The organism is Hydrogenophaga sp. OTU3427, from assembly GCF_038440225.1.
Taxonomy (GTDB): Bacteria; Pseudomonadota; Gammaproteobacteria; order Burkholderiales; family Burkholderiaceae_C; genus Hydrogenophaga.
The window spans coordinates 1-21,014 of sequence record NZ_JASATI010000067.1 but is presented as its reverse complement, the minus strand read 5'-3'; the positions used below and the strand labels follow the sequence as shown (position 1 = coordinate 21,014).

Here is a 21,014-nt window from a genome sequence, read left to right as displayed (position 1 = left end):
CGCGGGGGGGTTTGTCGGGCCGGCGGCCATCCGGGGCCCCCCCCGCCGCCGAGCCCGCGGCCGGCGGCGGCGGCAGCAGGGCCAGGCTGTCCGGCAGGGCCTGCCGGTCCAGGTAGCCGCGCAGCACGCCCGAGCCGGGCCGCGTCTCGCCCACCTGCCCAGGCGCCACCGGCGGCCCCTCCGCCGCTGGCGGCGAACCCGCGCAGCCAGCGGCCAGCAGGCCGCACCCCAGCCAGGCCAGCGGCCCCTTGAATCTTGTCGTCATCGTGTCTCCTGATGTTGTTGACGTGCCGTGTGGCCCCCAGCGTACCGACGGGTGTCCGGCGTCGGTGTAGCAACGGTGACACGCTGAGCCGCCGGTATGATCGGTCGCTTTGCTTTCGCATTGCCATGTCCGCCGGTCTCAACCAAGCGCAGCAAGATGCCGTCAACCACCTCGGTGGGCCTTGCCTGGTGCTGGCGGGCGCCGGTTCGGGCAAGACGCGTGTCATCACCCACAAGATCGGCCGGCTGGTGCAGGCCGGGCTGGAGGCCAGGCGCATCGCGGCCATCACCTTCACCAACAAGGCCGCCGCCGAGATGCGCGAGCGCGCCAAGGCGCTGATCGGCCGACCGGCCAAGGACGTGCTGATCTGCACCTTCCACGCCCTGGGCGTGCGCCTGCTGCGCCAGGACGGCGCGGTGCTGGGGCTCAAACCCCAGTTCAGCATCCTCGACACCGACGACATCACCAGCATCCTCAAGGACTGCGGCGCCACCAGCGACACCGCCACCGCGCGCCAGTGGCAGTGGGCCATCAGCGCCTGGAAAAGCGCGGGCCTGAACGCGGCCGAGGCGCTTGCGCAGGCGGCCAACGACAACGAGCGCCACATCGCCGTGCTCATGGCCCGCTATGAGGAACGCCTGAGCGCCTACCAGAGCGTGGACTTCGACGACCTGATCTCGCTGCCGCTCAAGCTGCTGCGCGACCACGCCGACGTGCGTGCGCGCTGGCAGCAGCAGATGGGCCACGTGCTGGTGGACGAGTACCAGGACACCAACGCCACCCAGTACGAGCTGCTCAAGCTGCTGGTGGGCGAGCGCGCCCGCTTCACGGCGGTGGGCGACGACGACCAGTCCATCTACGGCTGGCGCGGCGCCACGCTGGACAACCTCAAGCGCCTGCCGCAGGATTTCCCCGAGCTGCGCGTCATCAAGCTGGAGCAGAACTACCGCTCCACCAGCGCCATCCTGCGCGCGGCCAACAACGTCATCGGCCCCAACCCCAAGCTGTTTCCCAAGACGCTGTGGAGCGACCTGGGCGAAGGCGAGCCGGTGCGGGTGGTGGATGCCGACCACGAGGACCACGAGGCCGAGCGCGCGGTGGCGCGTATCCAGAGCCTGCGCGCCAACTCGACCCACAAGGAGTTCAAGGACTTCGCCATCCTCTACCGCGCCAACCACCAGGCGCGGCCCTTCGAGACCGCGCTGCGCCGGGCGCAGATTCCCTACAAGGTTTCGGGGGGGCAGAGCTTTTTCGACCGCGCCGAGATCAAGGACCTGTGCGCCTGGCTGCGCCTGATCACCAACAACGACGACGACCCGGCCTTCATGCGTGCCGTCACCACGCCCAAGCGGGGCATCGGCCACACCACGCTGCAGGCGCTGGGCGAGTTCGCCACCAAGTACAAGCTCAGCCTGTTCGAGTCGCTGTTCTCGCATTCGCTGCCCAGCGCGGTGTCGGCCCGCGCCGTGGGGGGGCTGCACGAATTCGGCCGCTACCTCAACGAGCTGGAGCACCGCGCCCGCCACACCCTGGGCACCGAGGCCGCGCGCGGCTTCCTGAACGACTGGCTCAAGGACATCGGCTACGAAAAACACCTGTACGACGCCGAGGACAGCGAGAAGCTGGCCGCCGCCCGCTGGAACAACGTGATCGAGTTCTGCGACTGGATGGCCGGGCGCTGTGGCGGCGAGGTGGACGAGGCCACCGGCATCGCCGAGGAGCGCAAGAGCATGCTGGAGGTGGTGCAGACCATCGCGCTGATCTCCACGCTGAGCGAGCGCGAGCAGGACCAGAACGTGGTGACCCTGTCCACGCTGCATGCGTCCAAGGGGCTGGAGTGGCCCCATGTCACGCTGGTGGGCGTGAACGAAGGCCTGCTGCCTTTCAAGCTCGATGACAACGACGCCGACGCCAGCGCCGACAGCATCGCGCAGCGCCTGCAGGAAGAACGCCGCCTGATGTACGTGGGCATCACCCGCGCCCAGCGCACGCTGGCGGTGAGCTGGCTCAAGCGGCGCAAGAAGGGCCGCGAGACGGTGCCGGGCACGCCCAGCCGCTTCATCAAGGAAATGGCGCTGGACCAGAAGACCATGAAGGAAGACCCGCGCGAGAAGCTGCGGGCCTTGCGCGCCGAATTCGCCCAGCGGGCCGCCGCCGCGCCCGAGCCTGGCGCGAACTGAACGGGCTCAGCCGGCGCCGCAGCGGGCGAACAGGTCCAGCTCGGCGCGCTTGACCTGGGTGGTCACGCCGGCCAGGCCCAGCATCGAGTGGAACAGGTGGTCGTGGGACAGCGGCTGCGCGGCGGCGGCGGACAGGCAGTTGGCCGGCCAGCCCCGAGCCTGGCGCAGGGCGGGCGACAGCCAGGCCACCATGGGCACGTGTTTCTGCTCATCGGGCGCCAGCGCGTAGGGCAGGCCGTGCAGGTAGAGGTTGTTCTCGCCCAGCGACTCGCCGTGGTCCGACACGTACAGCATGGCGCTGGGCTGCGTGTGCTGCTGCAGCCAGGCCACCGTGCGGGCCAGGAAGTGGTCGGTGTAGCGGATGCTGTTGTCGTAGGCGTTGACCACCGACTCGCGCCCGCACTGCTGCAGCGCGTTGCTTTCGCATTCGGGCTTGAAGTGCTTGAAGGCGGCCGGCGCGCGCTTGAAATACGCCGGGCCGTGGCTGCCCATCTGGTGCAGCACCAGCACCACGCCGCGGGCGCGCTTGGACGGGTCGAGCTGGGCGATGCGATCGTCCAGGCCGTGCAGCATGACTTCGTCGAAACACTCGCCGTCCTGGCACAGCCCGGGCACGTCCAGGGCCCGTGTCTCGGTGCGGGCGACACGTTCGCACAGGCCTTTGCAGCCCGACTGGTTGTCCACCCACAGGACCGCCAGACCGGCGTGGTCCAGCACGTCCAGCAGGTTCTCGAAACGCTCCTTGCTGTCGACAAAGGCCTCGCGGCCCAGGTGCGAGAACATGCAGGGCAGCGAGGCCTGGGTGCTGGTGCCACACGAGCGCACGTTGCTGAAGTAGGTGAGGTCGCCCGTGGCCTGCAGTGCGCGCAACTGGGGTGTGGTGTCGCGCGGATAGCCGCCGAGCGCGAAGTTGGCGGCGCGCGCGGTTTCGCCCACCACCAGCACCAGCAGCGGCGGCGTGGGCAGGGGCGCGGTGACGCGGGCATCGGTGCCCAGCGCCTGCAGCGGCGCCAGGCTGGCCGGGCCGGCCAGTGCGCGCGCGGTCGACCAGACCGTGTTGAAGGGGTTGACCATGTAGCGCAGCGACTTGTGGTTGCGCATCAGCGGCGCCAGGTCCTGGAAGCCCGCGAGCAGCAGGCCGATGGCGGCCACCAGGGCCAGGCCCGCCGCGATCAGGTTGTGCCTGAGTTGGCGGCCCCAGGGCAGCCGCGCCAGGCGCTGGCGCAGCAGCCAGGCACCGGGCAGCAGCAGGCCCCAGGTGAGGGTCCACAGCAGCGCGGGCGAGAGCAGGTCGCGCACCTCGCGGGCGTCGGTCTGCAGGGTGTTGGTCATCATGCCGGGGTCGATCACCACCCCATAGGCCAGCATGAAATGGCTGCTGCCGGCCGCCATGGCCAGGCACAGCAGGCCCAGCGGCTTGGTCAGGCGCGGCCAGGCCAGCGGCGCCAGCAGCACCAGCAGCGCCGCCGCCAGGAACAGGGCGGTGCCTGCCATGAAGGCCAGGCCGCGTGGCCCGGCCAGGTCGGGCAAGGCCCACAGCGCGCGCCACAGTGGCAGGTTGCCCAGCGTTGCGAGCCACAGGGCCAGGGCGCCCACCACCCACAGGCTGTGGCGCGGGCGGTGCGGGTGGATGGGTGTGCGGGGATGCGTGGCGGAAGGCGAAGCGGTCATGAACGGCGGGGTCGGGGCAATGAACGGGCGCAGGTCCCGATCATCGCAGTGTTGCCGCCGCCGGTTAACGTTTCCTTAATCCTTGTGGGGCGGCGCGGGCTCGGCCGGCCAGGTGAGGCGGTAGCCGTGGCGGTAGGGGGGGATGGGCGTCGCCGGGCCCAGGCTGGCCTGGTGGACGTCGGCGATGCGCTGCACCAGGGTCAGGCCGATGCCCAGGTTGCCGTGGCCCGGTGCGGGTGGCGTGCTGCGGGGGGGCGGACCGTCGCCATCGTCGAGCACCTCCAGGCCGGTGCCGCTGGCGTCCTGCCACAGCCGCACCAGCACCTGGGTGCCGGTGGGCGTGTGGCGCAGGGCGTTGTCCACCAGGTTGCGCAGGGCCAGCTCCAGCATCAGCGGGTGGCCGGGCACGCTGGCGTCACCGGCGGCATCGTTCTGCAGGCCCAGTTCGTGCCCGCCCTCGTGCGCCGCCTGCGCGTGGTCGGCCAGCACGCGGGCGGCCAGGGCGGGCAGGGCCACCGGCTGCATGGCCTGGGGGTTGAGGCCCTGCGCGCGCGCCAGGTCCAGCAGCTGCGACAGGATGTGGCCGGCCCGCAGGGCCTCGTGTTCCACCTGCCGCAGCGCCTCGTCGCGTTCTCCGGCGCTGCCGCCCAGCGCGCGGCGCGCCTGCCAGACCACGGCGGTCAGGGGGGTGCGCAGCTCGTGCGCGACGTCCGACGCGAAACCACGCTCGCGCCGGACCTGGTCCTGCAGGTTCTGCACCAGGGTGTTGATGGCCCGCACCGCGCCCTGCAGTTCGGCGAAACGCCGTTCCTCGGGCAGCTGGTGCCCGCCGCGCAGGTCCAGCGTGGCCACCTGCGCGGCCAGCCGGCGCAGCGGCCGCAGCCCGCGCCGCAGCGCCCAGGCCAGCAGCAGGGCCACCAGCGGCAGCATCACCAGGGCGGGGCGCGCGACGTGTTCCGCGATGTCGCGGCCCAGGGCGGCATGGGCCGCGATGGGGGTCAGCACGGCCACCCGGCGCAGGCCGCCGGCTTCGCTGGCCGGTCCCTCTTGCACCCAGCAGCGCCATTGGCCCGGCAGGCCGTCCAGCGTCAGCAGCCGGTGCCCGGGGGGCAACAGCGCGGGCAGGCGCCCGGCGATGCCGTGGCTGTCCAGGCGCAACTGGCCGCCCTGCCACAACACCAGCGCCCATTCGCTGTGGTATTCGCCGCCACGGGCCGCCCGCAGGTGCTCGACGACATCGCCCGGGTCCTGTGGCGGGCCGGCCAGCGCGTCCTCGGGGCCGGGCCACAGCGGGGCGGGCAGCGCCAGCCAGTGGCGCGCCACGGACCGCAGCTGCCCGTCGGCGATCTCGGCGGCCTCGTGGGCGCCGGTGTGGTAGGCCACGCCGATCAGGGTGGCCCAAACCACCAGCAGGGCGCCGAGCGTCCACCACCAGAGGTGGCGCCACAGGCTGGGCGTGGCGTCGGTGCTGGCGCTCATGCCTTTTCCTGGGGCATGAAGTAGCCGACCCCGCGCACGGTCTTGATCAGGCCGTCGCCGAGCTTGCGGCGCAGGTGGTGGATGTGCACCTCCAGCGCGTTGCTCTCCAGCCCTTCATCAAAACCATAGAGGGCCTGCTCCAGCCGCGCGCGGCCCAGCACCTGGCCACGCGCCTGCCACAGGCTGAGCAGCACCGCCCATTCCTTGGCCCGCAGTTCCACCGGCTGGCCGGCACGGCGCACCGTGCGGGCGGCGGGGTCGATCTCGACGTCGGCCAGCCGGATGAGGGGGTTGGCGCGCCCGGCGCTGCGGCGCAGGGCCACCCGCATGCGGGCCAGCAGTTCGTCGGCGTCGAAGGGTTTGACCAGGTAGTCGTCGGCCCCCTTGTCCAGCCCGGCGATGCGGTCGGGCACGGCGTCGCGCGCGGTCATGATGAGCACCGGCAGGTCCGGGTGGGGCAGGCCGGTCTCACCGGCGGCCGGGGCCGGCTGGCGGCGCAGGCGTTGCAGCAGGTCGGCGCCGTCGCCATCGGGCAGGCCCAGGTCCAGCAGCAGCAGGTCGAAGGACTCCGACCGCAGCGCCGCCCAGGCGTGGGCCAGGCTGGCGCAATGGTCCACGGCGTAGCCGGCGCCCCTGAGCACCGCCGCCAGGCCTCCGGCGATGCCGGGGTCGTCTTCGACTATCAACACACGCATGGAATCGGCCACGATGGGGGTGGCCGCCAGTTTAGCCCGCATCTTTTAAGGAAAGGTTAAGCACGCGCTGGCCCAATGCCGCGCATGCCACGTTCTTCCGCCTTGTTCACCCCGGCCCTGCGCGCCGGCCTGGTCCTGTTGCTGCTGGCCCTGTCCTGGGACCTGGCCGGCCAGGACCTGGCGCTGATGCGCTGGTGGGGCGACACACAGGGGTTTGCGCTGCGCCACCACCCCTGGCTGGAACAGCACCTCCACGATGGCGCGCGCCGCCTGCTGGTGCTGGTGCTGGTGGGCTGGCTGGTCCTGCTGGCGGTGGGCCGTGGCCCGGTGCGTGCCTGGACCCGCACCGAACGCCTGGCCGTGGGGCTGGGGGCGCTGACAGCCCTGCTGGTGGTCAACCTGATCAAGCGCGTCAGCCTGACCAGCTGTCCCTGGGATCTGGCCGAATTCGGCGGGTCGGCGCAGTACGTTTCGCACTGGATGCTGGGCGTGGCCGATGGCGGCGGGGCGCATTGTTTTCCGGGCGGCCACGCCTCGTCCATCCTGGTCTTCGTGGGGGCGGCCCTGCCGCTGCTGAGCGGGCGCCGCGCCACCACCGCGCGCGGCAGCTTGCTGCTGGCCGCTCTGCTGCTGGGGGGCGCCGCCCTGGGGTTGGTGCAGACCCTGCGTGGCGCCCACTACCCCAGCCACACGCTGTGGACCATGGTGATCTGTTACGCGGCCAACGGCGCGGTCTGGTGGTGGGTCCATGCCTGGGCCGCCCGGCGCGGCACCCGGCCCGCCCGGGTCCTACCAGCCTAGGCCCACGTGCAGCGGCAGATAGACCGCCATGCCACTGACGATGGTGCCCAGTACCCCGCCGCGCCAGAAGAACCAGGCCACGCCCGCCGCGCTGGCGAACAGCCGGGCGTCCTTCCAGGTGCCGATGAAGGCGCCGTGGCTCATCAGCACCTCGGGCGCGATCACCGCCGACAGCGCCGCCACCGGCGCGTAGCGCAGCCCGTGCTGGGCCCACTGGGGCAGCTTCCAGGCGCTGTCCGAGATGAAGAACAGCGAGCGGGTGATGACCGTCACGGCCGCCAGGCCCAGGATGCTCAGCAGCGAGGTCCAGGTGATGTCAAACATGGCGGGCCTCTCCTTGGGGGCCGCCCTTGCCGCCGGCCTCCAGCATCAGGCAGATGGCCACGGCGGCGGCGATCGCCACCAGGATGTTGAGCTTGAGCGGCAGCGCCCAGGCGACCACCGCCGCGCTGGCTGCGATGCCGGCCGATACCGCCCGCAGCCGGGACGTGACCAGCGAGCAGCCCACGCCCATCAGCGCCAGGATGCCGGCAAAGCCCAGGCCCCATTCGGTGGGGATGACGTTGGCCAGCGCCACGCCGATCAGGCTGGTGACCATCCAGGCGCCGTAGTTGATGGCGCAATTGCCCGCCAGGTAGGCGTGCTGGGCCAGCGCTTCGTCGGCGTTGGTGGGCGCATGCGGGTAGCGGCGGGCGAAGTAGACGTAGGTCAGGTCGCCGGTGAGGTAGCCGGTGAACAGGCGTTCCCAACGTGGCAGGTGCATCATGTGCGGCCGCAGGTGGGCCGAGAAGACGATGAAGCGCAGGTTGACGCAGAAGCCGGTGGCCACGATCACCCAGATCGGCGCACCCGAGGCCAGCAGCGGGATGGCCGCCAGCTGCGCGCTGCCGGCGTAGACCAGCAGCGTCATCAGCACGGCTTCCAGGCCGCTGAGACCCGACTTGACCATGGCCACCCCGGTCATCAGCCCCCAGGCGCTGATGCCCATGGCGGTGGCGCCCTGGTGGCGCAGCCCTTCCCAGTATTCGGGGTGCTGGCGGTAGGCGCGTTTAAGAAACATGCGGCGCACCCGTGTCGTTCTGGCCCAGGCGCAGCCCGGGCCGGAGGCCGGCGCCCGCCAGGAACTGGGCCGCTGGCAGGCGCTTGCCGCCGGCGCGCTGCAGCTCGGTCAGACACAACACGCCTTGGCCGGTCGCCACCCTCACGCCCTGTGCGTCGCAGCCCAGCACGGTGCCGGGGGCCGCGCCTGCCGCATCGCCGGGGTCCACCCGGGCCGACCAGACCTTGAGGTTGTCGCTGCCCACGTGGGTCAGGGCGCCGGGAAAGGGGTCGAAGGCCCGCACGCGGCGCGCCAGCAGCTCGGCCGCCTGGGTCCAGTCGATCAGCGCCTCGTGTTTCTCGATCTTGTGGGCGTAGGTCACACCCTCGGTGGGCTGGGGCGTGCGCCGCAGCGTGTCCAGGCGGGCCAGTGCGTCCACGATCAGGCGCCCGCCCAGCGCCGCGAGCTTGTCGTGCAGGCGCGCGGTGCTGTCGTCGGCGGCGATGGGCAGGCGTTCCATCAGCAGCATGTCGCCGGTGTCCAGGCCGGCGTCCATCAACATGATGGTGACGCCGGTTTCCAGGTCCCCGGCCTCGATGGCACGGTGGATGGGCGCGGCGCCGCGCCAGCGCGGCAGCAGCGAGGCATGGATGTTGAGGCAGCCCTTGGCCGGTGTGTCCAGCACCCATTGCGGCAAGATCAGTCCGTAGGCGGCCACCACCATGGCGTCGGCGCCCACGTCGCGCAGCAGCCACTGGGTCGCCTGGGCATCCTCGGGAAATTTGCCGTCCAGCCGCAGGCTGCGCGGTTGCGCCACCTGCAGGCCGTGGTCCAGCGCCAGCAGCTTCACGGCCGAGGGCTGCAGCTTCATGCCGCGGCCGGCCGGGCGGTCGGGCTGGGTCAGCACCAGGGGCACTTCGTGGCCCGCTTCGAGCAGGCGCTGCAGGGCGACGGCGGCAAATTCCGGCGTGCCGGCAAAAACAAGTTTCATGCGCAACGCATCTCGGAAAAACAGTGTGAACAGGCCCAGGTCACTGCACCAGCGGGTCGGGCGGTTCGGGGACGGGTTCGTCGGTGGTCAGCACCTGGCGCACGGTGCCGGCCGGGTCCAGGTGCACGTGCAGCTGCCGACGGCGCTGGTTGTCCAGGAAGCGGTAGGTCCAGACCTCGCCGTCGAAACGCGCCACCCGCTCGACCTGGGCCGGCCGGCCATAACGGCGCAGCACGTCGTCGCGGGTCCAGCGGCCGGTCTCGATCTGGGCAAAGTCGGCCGGGTCCATCACCTGCTGTCTGCGCTGCAGGCGGCCGGAGGCGTCGAAATCGAGGTTGTGCACCCAGGGGCCGGCGGGCTGGTAGGAGTACTGCAGGCGTTCGCCGTCGGCCAGGCGGTGCACGGCGGTGGGTTGGCCCAGGCGGGCCAGGGTCTCGTCGCGGCTGCTGCCCAGCGGCATGCGCTCGGGCGCGGCACAGGCGGCCAGCAGGGCGGCACACAGCGCGGCACCCAGGGCCACACCGGCGCGGGCCAGCCAGCGGCGGGTGTTCATTCTCGGGCCTCGCGTTCTGCCTTGAGCAGCTTGGTCTTGATGCGGTTGCGCTTGAGCGGCGAGAGGTATTCCACGAAGACCTTGCCCATCAGGTGGTCCATCTCGTGCTGGATGCAGACCGCCAGGATGCCCTCGGCCTCGATCGTGCGGGACTGGCCCTGGCCGTCCAGCGCGCGCACGCGCACCGCGATCGAGCGCTCCACGCCGTCGTAGATGCCGGGCACCGACAGGCAGCCCTCCTCGCCCTTGCGGGTTTCGGCGCTGGCCCATTCGATCTCGGGGTTGATCAGCACCAGGGGCTGGTCGCGGGTCTCGCTGACGTCGATCACGATCAGGCGCTGGTGCACGTCCACCTGGGTCGCGGCCAGTCCGATGCCGTTGGCCTCATACATGGTGGCCAGCATGCGGGGGATCAGGGCGCTGATCTCGCCTTCCACCGAGGCGACCGGTTTGGCCACGGTGTGCAGGCGGGGATCGGGGTAGCGCAGGATGGGGAGCAGTTCAGCGGACGACATGGTGGCGGGCAAAAATGTGAAGCGCGCAAAACGCCTATCCCACTCACATGGGGGCGTCGGTGCGCATTTGTCGCTATTTTCGCCACTTTTCCACTGGGGCGCTGACCGAGGGGGCAGTAATCATTGCCTAATCAAGGGCTTGGGCGCAAAATCAAACGCAAATTGTCAAGAAATGGCGGGCGCCGGCGTGTGGTTTGTGCCGTCCGCCAGAAACAGGGCTCCAACATGCCGTTTTCCCCTCGTTCCACCCGCCTGTTTGTCCGCCCCCGGGTGCTGGCCCTGAGCGCCGCCTTGCTGGCCACGGGCCTGGCCCAGGCCCAGTCGGCGGCCCAGCGCTACCCCGTGACGCCCCAGCAGCGGGGCACCGCCCAGCAGGTGGCCCAGGCCGGCGTGGCCCTGAGCGAACTCGCCCCCAACGCCCCCAGCAGCCACACCGTCAAGCGCGGCGACACGCTGTGGGACATCTCGGCCCTGTTCCTCAAGAGCCCCTGGCGCTGGCCCGAACTGTGGGGCATGAACCTGCAGGCCATCCGCAATCCGCACCTGATCTACCCGGGCCAGAAGCTGGTGCTCGACACCTCCAGCGGCCGCGCCGTGCTGCGTTTCGCCGACGACGGCAGCGGCCTGCCCACCGTCAAGGTCTCGCCGCGCGTGCGCTCGGAGAGCCTGTCCGACAACGCCATCCCCGCCATTTCCCAGCAGCAGATCGAGCCCTTCCTGAACGAAGCCATCGTGGTGGACGAGGAGTCGCTGATGGAGGTGCCCCGCATCGTCACCGCCCAGGAGGGCCGTGTGCTGCTCAGCCGTGGCGACCGGGCCTATGCCCGTGGCCTCATCGGTTACGGCGCGCGTGGCGCGGCCTTGAGCATGGAGGCCGGCGAGCCGCGTGGCTTCCGGGTGTTCCGCAACGTCACGCCGCTCAAGGACCCGACCACCGGCGAGGTGCTGGGCTACGAGGCGCCCTTCGTGGGCCGGGCCGCGCTGGTGCGGGCCGAGGAACTTCGCGACGTCACCGGCAACGACGGAAAGGTGACCCAGGAGATCGTGCCGGCCACCATCGACATCGTCCAGACCAAGGAAGAAATCCGCGCTGGCGACCGCCTGCTGCCCGAGCCGGAACGCCAGTTCAACAATTTCGTGCCCAGCGCCGCGCCACCCGAAACGCGTGGCCAAGTGGTGTCGGTGTACGGCAATGCCGTCACCTACGCCGGCCAGAACCAGGTGGTGACCATCAACCGCGGCACGCAGCACGGCATCATGCCGGGCCACGTGCTCGCCGTGTTGCGCAACAGCGCCCGCGTGACCGACACCACCGACCGCGAGCGGGTGCAGATCCAGTTGCCGGGCGAACGCAACGGGTTGATGATCGTGTTCCGCACCTTCGAACGCGTGTCCTACGCGCTGGTGCTGGAGATCGCCGACGGCGTGACCGTGGGTTCGCGCGTCACCGCTCCTTGAGGGCCACCGGCCCGCCGCATCGGGCGGGCACATAAGAAGACAAGGGAGGCGCCATGGAGCGCGAGGAACTGGGTGCCTGGTTGCGCCTGCTGCTCACGCCCGGGGTGGGCAACGGCACGGCGCGCCGCCTGCTGGCCGCCTTCGGACCGCCCGCCCAGGTGTTTCGGCAGGGGCGGGACGCCCTGGGTGTGGTGGTCGAGCCGCGCCTGGTTGATGCGCTGCTGCACCTGCCGCCCGACTTTGACGCACAGCTTGACACCACCTGGTCCTGGCTTCAGGGCGCGTCCGACCGTCACCTGCTGGTGCTGGGCGACCCGGCCTACCCGGCGGACTGCCTGCAGATGGAAGACCCGCCCATCCTGCTGTTTGCCCAGGGGCCGCTGACGGCACTGGCGTACCCACGGCGCGTGGCCGTGGTGGGCAGCCGCAACCCCTCGCCGCAGGGCCTGCTCAACGCCCGCCTGTTTGCCCGCAGCCTGGGGCAGGCGGGGGTGTGTGTGGTGTCGGGCCTGGCCCTGGGGGTGGATGGCGCGGCGCACGAGGGTGCCCTGGCGGCTGGCGCACCCACCATCGCGGTGGTCGGCACAGGCCTGGACCGCGTCTACCCCGCCCGCCACAAGGACCTCGCCCACCGCATCGCGGCGGCCGGCCTGCTGCTCAGCGAGTACCCGCTGGGCACGCCGCCGCTGGCGCCCAACTTCCCCAAGCGCAACCGCTTGATCGCCGCCCTGGGCCAGGGCACGCTGGTGGTGGAGGCGGCGCTGCAATCGGGCTCGCTGATCACCGCCCGCCTGGCGGTGGAGATGGGACGCGAGGTGTTCGCCATCCCCGGCTCCATCCACGCGCCGCAGTCGCGCGGCTGCCATGCGCTGATCCGCCAGGGTGCCAAGCTGGTCGAGTCGGCGCAGGATGTGCTGGAGGACTTGCGCTGGCCCTCCCAGGCCGTGGTGCCGGCCGTGGCCCCGCCGCCCCACGACGCGGCCGACGGACCCCGCTCCCCCCATGCCGCCTTGCTGGCCGCGCTGGGCCACGACCCGGTGAGCCTGGACGCCCTGCAGGCCCGCACCGGCCTGGCCACGGCGGCGTTGCAGGCCGCCTTGCTCGAACTGGAGCTGGAGGGCCTGGTCGGGCGCCTGCCCGGCGGGCTGTTCCAGCGCAGCGGTCAAGCCTGAGCGCGGTCGCGCGTTTAAGAAATTCTTAGTGTTTTCTTAAGCGCTATTTAGCAGCGCGAAACAGGCCCGGTTCCTAGACTTCGTTGCATGGCTGGTGGCGCATGGGGCGCCGCCGCCATCCCACCCAGCCACCTGTTCCGTGGTGGCACCAACGAGGCACACACCATGCAATTCGACAACGCTGAAATGGCCGCCGTGGCCCAGGCCCTGGCCCCGTCAACCGCTCCCGCCCTGCCGCGCCTGGACCTCTACGCCGGCATCCACAAGGCCTTGCGCGCCGCCATGGCCGACACCCTGCTGGCGCTGGGCCGCTGCGACCCGCAGGACGCGGACGACCTGGACGAGGCGGCCGAACGCGTGCGCAGCCTGCTCTGCTTCTGCGCCAAGCACCTGGAGCACGAAAACGCCTTCGTGCACACCGCGATGGAAGCGCGTGCCCCCGGCAGCAGCGGGGCGGCCGCCCAGGAACACGTGGCCCACGTGGCCGCCATCGACACGCTGCGGGCCGAACTCGGGCAGCTGCTGGCTGGCCCCGAGGCCGCGCGCGCCGCCCTGCTGCTGCGCTTCTACCAGCGCCTGTCCCTGTTCGTGGCCGAGAACTTCGAGCACATGCTGGTCGAGGAAACCCGGCACAACGCGGTGCTGTGGGCGCGGTACAGCGACGCCGAGCTGGCCCAGGTGCACAACAACCTGGTGGCCTCCATCCCGCCGGCCGAGATGATGGACACCCTGCGCTGGCTGCTGCCCCACATGCACCATGGCGAGCGGGTGGGCATGCTGTCTGACATGCAGGCCCACGCGCCGGCGCCGGCGTTCGACGCCGCCCTCGCAGTGGCGCGTTTCCACCTGAGCGAGCGTGACTGGCACAAGCTCGGCCTGGCCTTGCAGCTGCCGGTGGCGGCTCAATCCTGCAGCAGCTGAACCGGCCCGGGCAGGGCCAGCCGGAAACGGCCGCGCCCGGTCTTCTCGATGCGCATGCCCTGGCCCTGTTCCTGCAGGCGGCGCTGCAGCAGCAGCAGCCGCGCTTCCAGGTTGTCGGCCACGTCGGGCAGGCCCAGGGCGGGGTCCAGGCGCAGTTCGCGGTTGGAGAACTCGCTGCGGCCATGCCGCGCGTGGTCGCGCAGCAGCTTGCACAGGATGGCGCCGGCCACACCCTTGATCAGGTAGGTGTCGTTGATGAAGATGCTCTGGTTGGCACTGAAGCAGCGCACCTGCAAGGGCGCCGCGCAAGGCGTGGCCTCGGCCGGCGGTGCCAGCGTGGCGCCGCCGTTGTCCGCCGGCTCGACGCCGAGCCGCAGGTGTTCGATGGCCGCCCCGAGCTGGCCGGCCAGCGTGACCAGCAGGTCCTCGTCCTCGAAGCCCAGCCGCATGTCCAGCTCGCTTTCGACGAACAGCACGCCCAGCAGCCGGCCGGCGCCGAGCACCGGCACCGCCAGCTGGCTGTGGGGTTCGCTCAGGCCGGGGTAGGGGATGTCGGTCAGTCGCTCGCAGGCGTCGTTGCCCAGGCCGCTGCGCACCGCCTGGCTGTAGCGGTAGGCGCTGGTCATGTGGTTGACGCGCACTGGCGTGCGCTCGCGCGCGGCGACACCGATCACGCCGTCGCCGAGCGCGATTTCGGAGCCCACGCCCGAGCGCGCATAGCCGCAGCTGGCCACGGTGTAGAGGCGCTGCGTGCCGGGGTCGAGCATGAGCACCATGGCGTGGGGCAGGTCCAGCGGGCCGCGCAGGGTGTCGACCACGCTGTTGAGCAATTCGTCCAGCGTGGTGCACAAGGCCAGGCGCTCGCTGGCGCGGCGCAGCACATTGAGCAGGCCACAGCGCGCGGGCTTGTCGGGCAGGGTCTGGCCGCCCGCCACGGCCTCCACCGCCAACACCGCATAGATGTCGGCGCCACGCAGGCGGAACACCTCGGCCATGCCGCTGTGCGAGGCGATGCCGGCCAGCTGCGCCTTCATGCCTTCGAACACCGGCCCGCTGGTCTCGGTGCGCAGGTAGCGCAGGTGAAGGCGGTAGAAGCACGCCGTCACCGGGTGCAGCATCAGCACCGTGGCCTGTGGCTGCGCCAGGATGTTCTGGCGCGTCTTGTTGAAGAACTGGAAGGACAGCGCCACGTGCCGGTCGTCGACGTGGAAGACCTGCGAGATGTAGGCGACGTTGGGTGTGCCGTCGGGCGCGCAGGTGGCCATCATGGCCGGTATCGCGCCCTCCATGCAGGGCCGCACTTCGGCCAGGTCCACGCTCATGGGGCGGCTCCGGGCGTGGGTGGCGCGGGCATCAACGAGGCGCCAGCGTTGGGGCCGGGCGACTGGTCGAAGGCCTGCTCGGGGCTGAAGCAGATGGCCACCACGTCGTCGACACGGTGCGCCAGCATGGCGTGCACAAAGACCGGCGGGAAGCCGACGGCGCCCACCTCCACTTCCATGGCGTCGCGGTAGCGCAGCAGCGTGGCCAGGTCGGACGGCGCCAGCTCGCGCAGGCGCGCGTGGCGGCTCTTGACCTGCACGGTGCGGTGGCTTCGGGGGGCGCTGAACACGACCGACACGCGGCCGGTGGTGGCGATGTCCTGCAGCAACTGCGCCGACTGGCTGCGGGTGACGAAGACCGTGATGTCGCGCCCGCCGTTGCCGACCTCGCTGCCCACGGCGCGCATCACGCTGGGCACCATGGCGGGGCTGCACGAGGCCACGATCACCGACACGCCGCTGGCCATCATCTCCAGGTAGGGAGCGGGCAGCAGGGGCGCTGGGGCGTCGCTCATGGCCGGTCGGTGGTCAGGCCAGCAGCCGCTCGGGGTTGGCGTCGAGCTTGTTGAGCGCCTCGCGGGTGGCGCGCAGGGTCAGGGTTTCGGCCTCGCAGGGCTTGAGCAGGCCGGTGTCGAGGTAGCTGGCCACCCGGCCCTGCTGCATCAGGAAGCTGCGCTTGTCGGTGGCGTTGAACAGGTAGAGCTGTTTGCGCGGGCTGCGCCAGCTCAGCCGCACCAGCGAGTCGAAGCCGTTGTGGCTCAGCTCGAACCAGGCGCCCTGTTCCAGGCCCTTGGCCCAGTCGCGCAGGGCGACCGACACCGCTTGCCCGGTGTCGGGCACCACCACGATGTCGGAGGCGTCGACCCCGGTGATCATCTCGATGCTGTACTGGTCCAGCTTGATGGGCTCGACGTCGGCGTCGGCGAGGTAGTCGTCCAGGCTCGTGAGGTGCGCGGTCATGTCCTTGAGCCACTGTTCGGACAGCGGCTCGGTGCGCGCCATGAAGGCCTCGACCAGCGCGTCGCTGACCTGCTTGATGCGTTGCTCCTGGGTGTCGTGGTCCAGCCCCAGCAGCGCCATGCCTTCGCGCAGTTGCGCCATCAGGCCGGGCAGGCGGGCGATCACCTTGGCACGTTCGGCCCGGGTGGGCTTGGCGCTGGCCATCCACAGCAGCTCGCCGGCCACGGCGCGCAAGGCGGTGGATTCGGCGTGTTGCGCGCCATGGCGCACCGTGGCCACGGCCAGCACCTCGGCCCAGACGTGGAACAGGAAGTCGCGCACCGTTTCGGCCACCGGGGCCTGGCCCAGCAACTTGCGCAACTCGATGGTGAACTTGACGGTGAGGGTCTCCTTGAGCTCGACCTGCTCGGCCAGGTTGGCCACCTTCTGTACACCACCGCGCTCCAGCAGGTGCCGGGCGAGGAAGGTCTCGAATTCCTTGTGCACGATCTCGAACACCTTGCGGCCGGTCTCGGGGTACTGCTCGACCACCTGCACGATGCGGCGCATCTCGGTTTCCAGCGGCTCCAGCGACACCGCGGCATCGAAACCCATGACGCAGGAGCCCATGCGGTCCAGCAGCAGGCGGGCCGGGTGGTCGGTGCTGCCCAGGAAGTCGGCGTCCACCAGCGCCACGCGCAGCACCGGCATCTGCAGGCGGGCGAACCACACGCGGATGCTGGGAGGCAGTCGCTCCTCGGCCAGGATGCTGTCGAAGATCAGCGCCACCACCTCGATGACGGCCTTGTCCTGTTCGGTGCTGGCGGCGCGCTTGAGGGCCCGGGTCTGCTGCCGCAGCTCGGCCACGCCGGCCTGCAGGCCGGCCGTGTCGATCGGGCCCGCGTTGGCCGCCTGCAGCGCCGATGGCGGCTGCGGCATGCTGACCAGCAGGGTGGTGACCTCGGCGCGTGGCCGCGTGGGCGCGCCCGCATCCGTCGCGCCGGAACCGCTGCCGCCACCACCACCTGGGCCCGAGCCCGAGCCCGAGCCCGAACCAGAACCAGAACCAGAACCAGAACCAGAACCAGAACCAGAACCAGAACCAGCGGGTGCGAACCACTTGGCCGCCGCAGGTACCCGCTCGCTCACCAGTTTGCGCAGGCGCTGTGTCACGTCATTGAGCAGGCCGGGCACACCGCCGCCGGGGGCAGCGCCACCGGCCGGACCGCCCGCCGCGGTGGCGCTGGCCGGGGCGCCGGGGGGGGCCGGTGGCGGTGGCGACAGGGTGTCCCGCCGGCTGGGGTTGTCGCGTCCCCGGCGCAGCAGGGCATGGCGGTCGATGTGGGGCAGCACGCCTTGCCGCAGCAGCCAGGCATTGCCCTGCCGGCAGGCCTCGCCAAAGGCCGCCGCCAGGCGCGGCTCCACCTCGGCCTTGCAATGCAGCCAGGCGTCGCGGCCCAGGCCGGCCTCGGTCCAGGCTTCCAGCACGGCCCTGGCGATCTGGGCCGCTTGCACCGGATCGGTGGCCGCCAGCTCCTGGCCGTTGTCCAGGTGCTGAAGGCGGGTGCGCAGGTCGTTGAATTCGTCTTGCGCGGGGGCGGCCACCACCTGGGCCAGACGCCCGGCGAGGATTTGCATCTCCACGTCTTCCTCCTCCAGCAGGCGCAGCTCGCCCAGGGGGGGTGGCGCGGAGGCAGAGGCACTGCCGGCGCTCAACCGGCGGGCAGTGGCGGTTTGCCAGGTGGGGGCGGCGCCCAGCCAGGCGCGGCGCAGGTCCTCATTGAACTGGACCTGGTCGCCGGCGGCGGTCGGGTCGGGCAGCCGGTCCAGCCACTGGGCGAGGGCCTGTGCGATGCCCCCCAGCGCCGCCTGCACGTGCCGCAGCACCAGGACACGCGCCTGTTGAGCGGTCTGTCTGGTGGGGGACGGGGGAGGGGTGGGCACGGTGGCAGTGTGGGGGCTGTGGTGAAGACATTGTCACTCAGCCACCCGGTGACGCAAGCGCGGTGTTCAGACCACCGCGCCGGCGTTCGGGTCGTTGGGGTCGTCCTTCTTGCCGCTGCCGCCCGACTTGATCAGGTCTTCTCGCTTGATGCCCAGCCACATGGCGATGGCGGCGGCCACGAACACCGACGAGTAGATGCCGAAGCAGATGCCGATGGTCAGCGCCAGGGCGAAGTGGTGCAGCGTCGGGCCCCCGAACAACAGCATGGACAGGACCATGATCTGGGTCGAGCCGTGGGTGATGATGGTGCGGCTGATGGTGGAGGTGATCGCGTGGTCGATCACTTCCACCGTGTTCAGCTTGCGGTACTTGCGGAAGGCCTCGCGGATACGGTCGAAGATCACCACCGACTCGTTGACCGAGTAGCCCAGCACCGCCAGCACCGCGGCCAGCACCGCGAGCGAGAATTCCCACTGGAAGAAGGCGAAGAAGCCCAGGATGATGATCACGTCGTGCAGGTTGGCGATGATGGCGGAGACCGCGTACTTCCACTCGAAGCGGATGGCGAGGTAGATCATGATGCCGGCGATCACCACGCCCAGCGCCTTGAGGCCGTCGTGCACCAGCTCCTGGCCGACCTGTGGGCCGACGAATTCGGTGCGGCGCAGCTGCACGCTGGCGTTCTGCGCCTTGAGCGCGGCCAGCATGGCCTCGCTCTGCTGGCCCGAGGTCTGGCCCGCCACCACCGGCAGGCGCATCAGCACGTCGCGCGAGGTGCCGAAGTTCTGCACCGGCACGTCGGCGTAACCCAGGCCCTCCACCACCTTGCGCACCGCGGCCATGTCGGCCGGCTGCTCGTAGGCGACCTCCATCACGGTGCCGCCGGTGAACTCCACCGACAGGTGCAGGCCGCGCGAGAACAGGAAGAACACCGCCAGGGCAAAGGTGATGAAGGACACCGCGTTGAACAACAACGCGTGCTTCATGAAGGGAATGTCCTTGCGGATCTTGAAGAATTCCATGTCGCTTGCTCCGCGTCAGTCGGCTTTGGAAGCCAGGGTCTTGCCGGCGGTGCCGGCCGGTTTCCAGACGGTGCCGATGGACACCGACTTCAGGCGCTTCTGGCGGCCGTACCAGAGGTTGACGATGCCGCGCGAGAAGAACACGGCCGAGAACATGCTGGTGATGATGCCGATGCAGTGCACCACCGCGAAGCCGCGCACCGGGCCGGAGCCGAAGGCCAGCAGCGCCACGCCCGCGATCAGGGTGGTGATGTTGGAGTCCAGGATGGTGGCCCAGGCGTGTTCGTAGCCGGCGTGGATGGCCGCCTGCGGCGAGGCGCCGCTGCGCAGTTCCTCGCGCACCCGTTCGTTGATCAGCACGTTGGCGTCGATGGCCATGCCCAGCGCCAGCGCCATGGCCGCGATGCCGGGCAGGGTGAGCGTGGCCTGCAGCATGGACAACACGGCCACCAGCAGCAGCAGGTTCAGGCCCAGCGCCAGACTGGAGAAGGCGCCGAACAACGCGTAGTAGATGCACATGAAGGCGACGATGACGGCGAAGCCCCAGGTCACGCTGTTGAAGCCCTTGGCGATGTTGTCGGCGCCCAGGCTGGGGCCGATGGTGCGCTCTTCGATGATGTCCATGGGCGCGGCCAGCGAGCCGGCGCGCAGCAGCAGCGCCGTGTCGTTGGCCTCCACGGTGGTCATGCTGCCGGAAATCTGCACCCGGCCGCCCGGGATTTCGCCGCGGATCACCGGCGCGGTCACGACCTCGCCCTTGCCTTTTTCGAACAGCAGGATGGCCATGCGCTTGCCCACGTTCTCGCGCGTGACGTCGCGGAACACGCGCGCGCCCTTGGCGTCCAGCGTCAGGTGCACGGCGGCTTGCTGGCTGTCGTCGAAGCCGGCCTGGGCGTCGGTCAGGTTCTCGCCGGTCAGCAGCACGTCGCGCTTGGTGATGACGGCGCGGCCTTCACGGTCCAGGTGGCGCTCCGAGCCAAAAGGCACCGGGCCGTTGCCGCGTTCGGCCGCGCGGCCTTCGCTGCTTTCGTCGACCATGCGCAGTTCCAGCGTGGCGGTGCGACCCAGGATGTCCTTGGCCTTGGCGGTGTCCTGCACGCCCGGCAGCTGCACCACGATGCGGTCCAGACCCTGCTGCTGGATCACCGGCTCGGCCACGCCGAGTTCGTTGATGCGGTTGTGCAGGGTGGTGATGTTCTGCTTGAGGGCCTGCTCCTGCACACGGCGGGCGGCCTCGGGCTGGAAGTTCAGGCGCATCAGCAGGTCCTCGCCCGGCGTGGCCTCGGCCACCCGCAGGTCGGCGAAGTTGGCGCGCAGCAGGTCCACCACCGGGCCACGGCTGTCGGCGTCGCGCAGGCGCAGCTCGATGGTCTGGCCGTTGCGCGAGATGCCGCCGTGGCGGATGTTCTTGTCGCGCAGGTTGCTGCGCAGGTCGCCCACCAGGGTTTCCACGCGGCGGTCCAGCGCGCCGGCCATGTCCACCTGCAGCATGAAGTGCACCCCGCCGCGCAGGTCCAGGCCCAGGTACATGGGCGCGGCGTGCAGGGACGACAGCCAGGCCGGCGTGCGCGGCAGCAGGTTCAGGGCGACCACGAAGCCGGGGTTGGCGGGGTCGGTGTTGAAGGCGTGCTCCAGCGCGTCGCGCGCCTTGAGCTGGTCGTCGGTGCTGTTGAAACGGGCCTTGACCGAGTTGCCGTCAAACTGCACCAGCGCGGCCTGCAGGTTCTGGGCCGCCAGCGCCTGCTCCACCCGGGTCACGGTGCCGGTGTCGACCTTGACCGTGGCCTTGGCCGAAGAGACCTGCACCGCGGGCGCCTCGCCAAAAAAGTTGGGCAGGGTGTAGATCACCCCGATCAACAGCGCGACGACGATGACCACGTACTTCCAGAGTGGATAACGGTTCATAGAGAGAAAACCTTTTCAGCCAAATGCGCCGCATCAACCGTGGCGCCGCATCATCCGGGGGCACCGCGGAGCCGGCTCCGCCGGTCCGCCAGTGCCGCCCCCTTGAGGGGGTGACGCGCCCCCAGCGCGGCGCCGGGGGGG

The 21,014-nt window shown here is 70.6% G+C and carries 18 protein-coding genes and 1 pseudogene; 5 read left to right on the top strand and 14 right to left on the bottom strand.

The genetic code is table 11. The features are described from left to right. Nucleotides 1-265: pseudogene (locus tag AAHB17_RS23165) on the bottom strand (hypothetical protein); the annotation flags it as partial. A 125-nt stretch (nt 266-390) separates the two neighbouring features. On the opposite strand from AAHB17_RS23165, the gene AAHB17_RS23160 reads away from it, so the two are divergent. Continuing rightward, a complete protein-coding gene (locus tag AAHB17_RS23160) occupies nt 391-2,445 on the top strand; it encodes an ATP-dependent helicase (protein ID WP_342133428.1) in 2,055 nt (684 codons plus the stop codon). Nucleotides 2,446-2,451: 6 nt separating this feature from the next. Here the strand turns inward: AAHB17_RS23160 and AAHB17_RS23155 are convergent, their stop codons facing one another. The 3 genes from AAHB17_RS23155 to AAHB17_RS23145 form a co-directional block, all read right to left on the bottom strand. Then, nucleotides 2,452-4,116 carry a phosphoethanolamine transferase gene (locus AAHB17_RS23155; RefSeq protein WP_342133427.1) on the bottom strand — a complete coding sequence of 555 codons (1,665 nt, stop codon included), beginning with the start codon at nt 4,114-4,116 and terminating at the stop codon, nt 2,452-2,454. Between the two features lie 75 nt (nt 4,117-4,191). After that, a complete protein-coding gene (locus tag AAHB17_RS23150; RefSeq protein ID WP_342133426.1) occupies nt 4,192-5,595 on the bottom strand; it encodes a sensor histidine kinase in 1,404 nt (467 codons plus the stop codon). Next, entirely contained in the window at nt 5,592-6,290 is a 699-nt protein-coding gene (locus tag AAHB17_RS23145; RefSeq protein ID WP_342133425.1) for a response regulator, read from the bottom strand. The genes AAHB17_RS23150 and AAHB17_RS23145 overlap by 4 nt, the downstream gene beginning before the upstream one ends. Before the next feature lie 84 nt (nt 6,291-6,374). On the opposite strand from AAHB17_RS23145, the gene AAHB17_RS23140 reads away from it, so the two are divergent. Continuing rightward, nucleotides 6,375-7,091: a phosphatase PAP2 family protein gene (locus AAHB17_RS23140; protein ID WP_342133424.1), complete on the top strand. Its 717-nt coding sequence runs from the start codon at nt 6,375-6,377 to the stop codon at nt 7,089-7,091. Here the strand turns inward: AAHB17_RS23140 and AAHB17_RS23135 are convergent. The 5 genes from AAHB17_RS23135 to def are packed head-to-tail and all read right to left on the bottom strand — an operon-like array spanning nt 7,080 to nt 10,189. Further along, complete coding sequence (locus AAHB17_RS23135) at nt 7,080-7,415, bottom strand: AzlD domain-containing protein (RefSeq protein WP_342133423.1); 336 nt, start codon at nt 7,413-7,415, stop codon at nt 7,080-7,082. The two genes, AAHB17_RS23140 and AAHB17_RS23135, sit on opposite strands and share 12 nt — an antisense overlap. Continuing rightward, nucleotides 7,408-8,151, bottom strand: coding sequence for an AzlC family ABC transporter permease (locus tag AAHB17_RS23130; protein ID WP_342133422.1), 744 nt, complete (start codon nt 8,149-8,151; stop codon nt 7,408-7,410). Before AAHB17_RS23130 ends, AAHB17_RS23135 begins: the two co-directional genes overlap by 8 nt. Then, nucleotides 8,141-9,121 (bottom strand): methionyl-tRNA formyltransferase, encoded by a 981-nt coding sequence (gene fmt, locus AAHB17_RS23125; protein WP_342133421.1) that lies wholly within the window; start codon nt 9,119-9,121, stop codon nt 8,141-8,143. The genes AAHB17_RS23130 and fmt overlap by 11 nt, the downstream gene beginning before the upstream one ends. 40 nt (nt 9,122-9,161) lie before the next feature. Further along, nucleotides 9,162-9,674: a hypothetical protein gene (locus AAHB17_RS23120; RefSeq protein WP_342133420.1), complete on the bottom strand. Its 513-nt coding sequence runs from the start codon at nt 9,672-9,674 to the stop codon at nt 9,162-9,164. Next, on the bottom strand, nt 9,671-10,189 hold the full coding sequence (def, locus tag AAHB17_RS23115) for a peptide deformylase (protein ID WP_342133419.1): 519 nt from the start codon (nt 10,187-10,189) through the stop codon (nt 9,671-9,673). Before def ends, AAHB17_RS23120 begins: the two co-directional genes overlap by 4 nt. Nucleotides 10,190-10,414: 225 nt before the next feature. Between def and AAHB17_RS23110 the strand changes: the two genes are divergently transcribed. The 3 genes from AAHB17_RS23110 to AAHB17_RS23100 all read left to right on the top strand — a co-directional run bounded on the left by AAHB17_RS23110 (nt 10,415) and on the right by AAHB17_RS23100 (nt 13,740). Continuing rightward, nucleotides 10,415-11,647 carry a LysM peptidoglycan-binding domain-containing protein gene (locus tag AAHB17_RS23110; protein ID WP_342133418.1) on the top strand — a complete coding sequence of 411 codons (1,233 nt, stop codon included), beginning with the start codon at nt 10,415-10,417 and terminating at the stop codon, nt 11,645-11,647. Nucleotides 11,648-11,700: 53 nt separating this feature from the next. Then, a complete protein-coding gene (gene dprA, locus AAHB17_RS23105) occupies nt 11,701-12,819 on the top strand; it encodes a DNA-processing protein DprA (protein WP_342133417.1) in 1,119 nt (372 codons plus the stop codon). Between the two features lie 165 nt (nt 12,820-12,984). Next, the gene (locus AAHB17_RS23100; RefSeq protein WP_342133416.1) at nt 12,985-13,740 is read left to right on the top strand and encodes a hemerythrin domain-containing protein; all 756 of its coding nucleotides are present in this window, start codon (nt 12,985-12,987) and stop codon (nt 13,738-13,740) included. On the opposite strand, the gene AAHB17_RS23095 is transcribed toward AAHB17_RS23100, so the two are convergent. From AAHB17_RS23095 to secD, 5 genes are all read right to left on the bottom strand, one after another. Next, entirely contained in the window at nt 13,722-15,062 is a 1,341-nt protein-coding gene (locus AAHB17_RS23095) for a GAF domain-containing protein (RefSeq protein WP_342133415.1), read from the bottom strand. The genes AAHB17_RS23100 and AAHB17_RS23095 overlap by 19 nt on opposite strands. Next, nucleotides 15,059-15,577 (bottom strand): hypothetical protein, encoded by a 519-nt coding sequence (locus tag AAHB17_RS23090; protein WP_342133414.1) that lies wholly within the window; start codon nt 15,575-15,577, stop codon nt 15,059-15,061. The genes AAHB17_RS23095 and AAHB17_RS23090 overlap by 4 nt, the downstream gene beginning before the upstream one ends. 13 nt (nt 15,578-15,590) lie before the next feature. Further along, nucleotides 15,591-17,945: a DUF1631 family protein gene (locus AAHB17_RS23085; RefSeq protein ID WP_342133413.1), complete on the bottom strand. Its 2,355-nt coding sequence runs from the start codon at nt 17,943-17,945 to the stop codon at nt 15,591-15,593. A 66-nt stretch (nt 17,946-18,011) separates the two neighbouring features. Continuing rightward, nucleotides 18,012-18,968, bottom strand: a complete 957-nt coding sequence (gene secF / locus AAHB17_RS23080) for a protein translocase subunit SecF (RefSeq protein ID WP_342133412.1) — start codon at nt 18,966-18,968, stop codon at nt 18,012-18,014. Between the two features lie 15 nt (nt 18,969-18,983). Then, nucleotides 18,984-20,873, bottom strand: a complete 1,890-nt coding sequence (secD, locus tag AAHB17_RS23075) for a protein translocase subunit SecD (RefSeq protein ID WP_342133411.1) — start codon at nt 20,871-20,873, stop codon at nt 18,984-18,986. Between the last annotated feature and the right edge of the window lie 141 nt (nt 20,874-21,014).

Bases quoted from the DNA above. Each gene is read 5' to 3' on its own strand.
- AAHB17_RS23090 (WP_342133414.1), bottom strand. From the start codon at position 15,577: ATGAGCGACGCCCCAGCGCCCCTGCTGCCCGCTCCCTACCTGGAGATG.
- AAHB17_RS23130 (WP_342133422.1), bottom strand. From the start codon at position 8,151: ATGTTTCTTAAACGCGCCTACCGCCAGCACCCCGAATACTGGGAAGGG.
- fmt (WP_342133421.1), bottom strand. From the start codon at position 9,121: ATGAAACTTGTTTTTGCCGGCACGCCGGAATTTGCCGCCGTCGCCCTG.
- AAHB17_RS23150 (WP_342133426.1), bottom strand. From the start codon at position 5,595: ATGAGCGCCAGCACCGACGCCACGCCCAGCCTGTGGCGCCACCTCTGG.
- def (WP_342133419.1), bottom strand. From the start codon at position 10,189: ATGTCGTCCGCTGAACTGCTCCCCATCCTGCGCTACCCCGATCCCCGC.
- AAHB17_RS23100 (WP_342133416.1), top strand. From the start codon at position 12,985: ATGCAATTCGACAACGCTGAAATGGCCGCCGTGGCCCAGGCCCTGGCC.
- AAHB17_RS23160 (WP_342133428.1), top strand. From the start codon at position 391: ATGTCCGCCGGTCTCAACCAAGCGCAGCAAGATGCCGTCAACCACCTC.
- AAHB17_RS23110 (WP_342133418.1), top strand. From the start codon at position 10,415: ATGCCGTTTTCCCCTCGTTCCACCCGCCTGTTTGTCCGCCCCCGGGTG.
- AAHB17_RS23095 (WP_342133415.1), bottom strand. From the start codon at position 15,062: ATGAGCGTGGACCTGGCCGAAGTGCGGCCCTGCATGGAGGGCGCGATA.
- secF (WP_342133412.1), bottom strand. From the start codon at position 18,968: ATGGAATTCTTCAAGATCCGCAAGGACATTCCCTTCATGAAGCACGCG.
- secD (WP_342133411.1), bottom strand. From the start codon at position 20,873: ATGAACCGTTATCCACTCTGGAAGTACGTGGTCATCGTCGTCGCGCTG.
- AAHB17_RS23120 (WP_342133420.1), bottom strand. From the start codon at position 9,674: ATGAACACCCGCCGCTGGCTGGCCCGCGCCGGTGTGGCCCTGGGTGCC.
- AAHB17_RS23155 (WP_342133427.1), bottom strand. From the start codon at position 4,116: ATGACCGCTTCGCCTTCCGCCACGCATCCCCGCACACCCATCCACCCG.
- AAHB17_RS23135 (WP_342133423.1), bottom strand. From the start codon at position 7,415: ATGTTTGACATCACCTGGACCTCGCTGCTGAGCATCCTGGGCCTGGCG.
- AAHB17_RS23140 (WP_342133424.1), top strand. From the start codon at position 6,375: ATGCCACGTTCTTCCGCCTTGTTCACCCCGGCCCTGCGCGCCGGCCTG.
- dprA (WP_342133417.1), top strand. From the start codon at position 11,701: ATGGAGCGCGAGGAACTGGGTGCCTGGTTGCGCCTGCTGCTCACGCCC.
- AAHB17_RS23145 (WP_342133425.1), bottom strand. From the start codon at position 6,290: ATGCGTGTGTTGATAGTCGAAGACGACCCCGGCATCGCCGGAGGCCTG.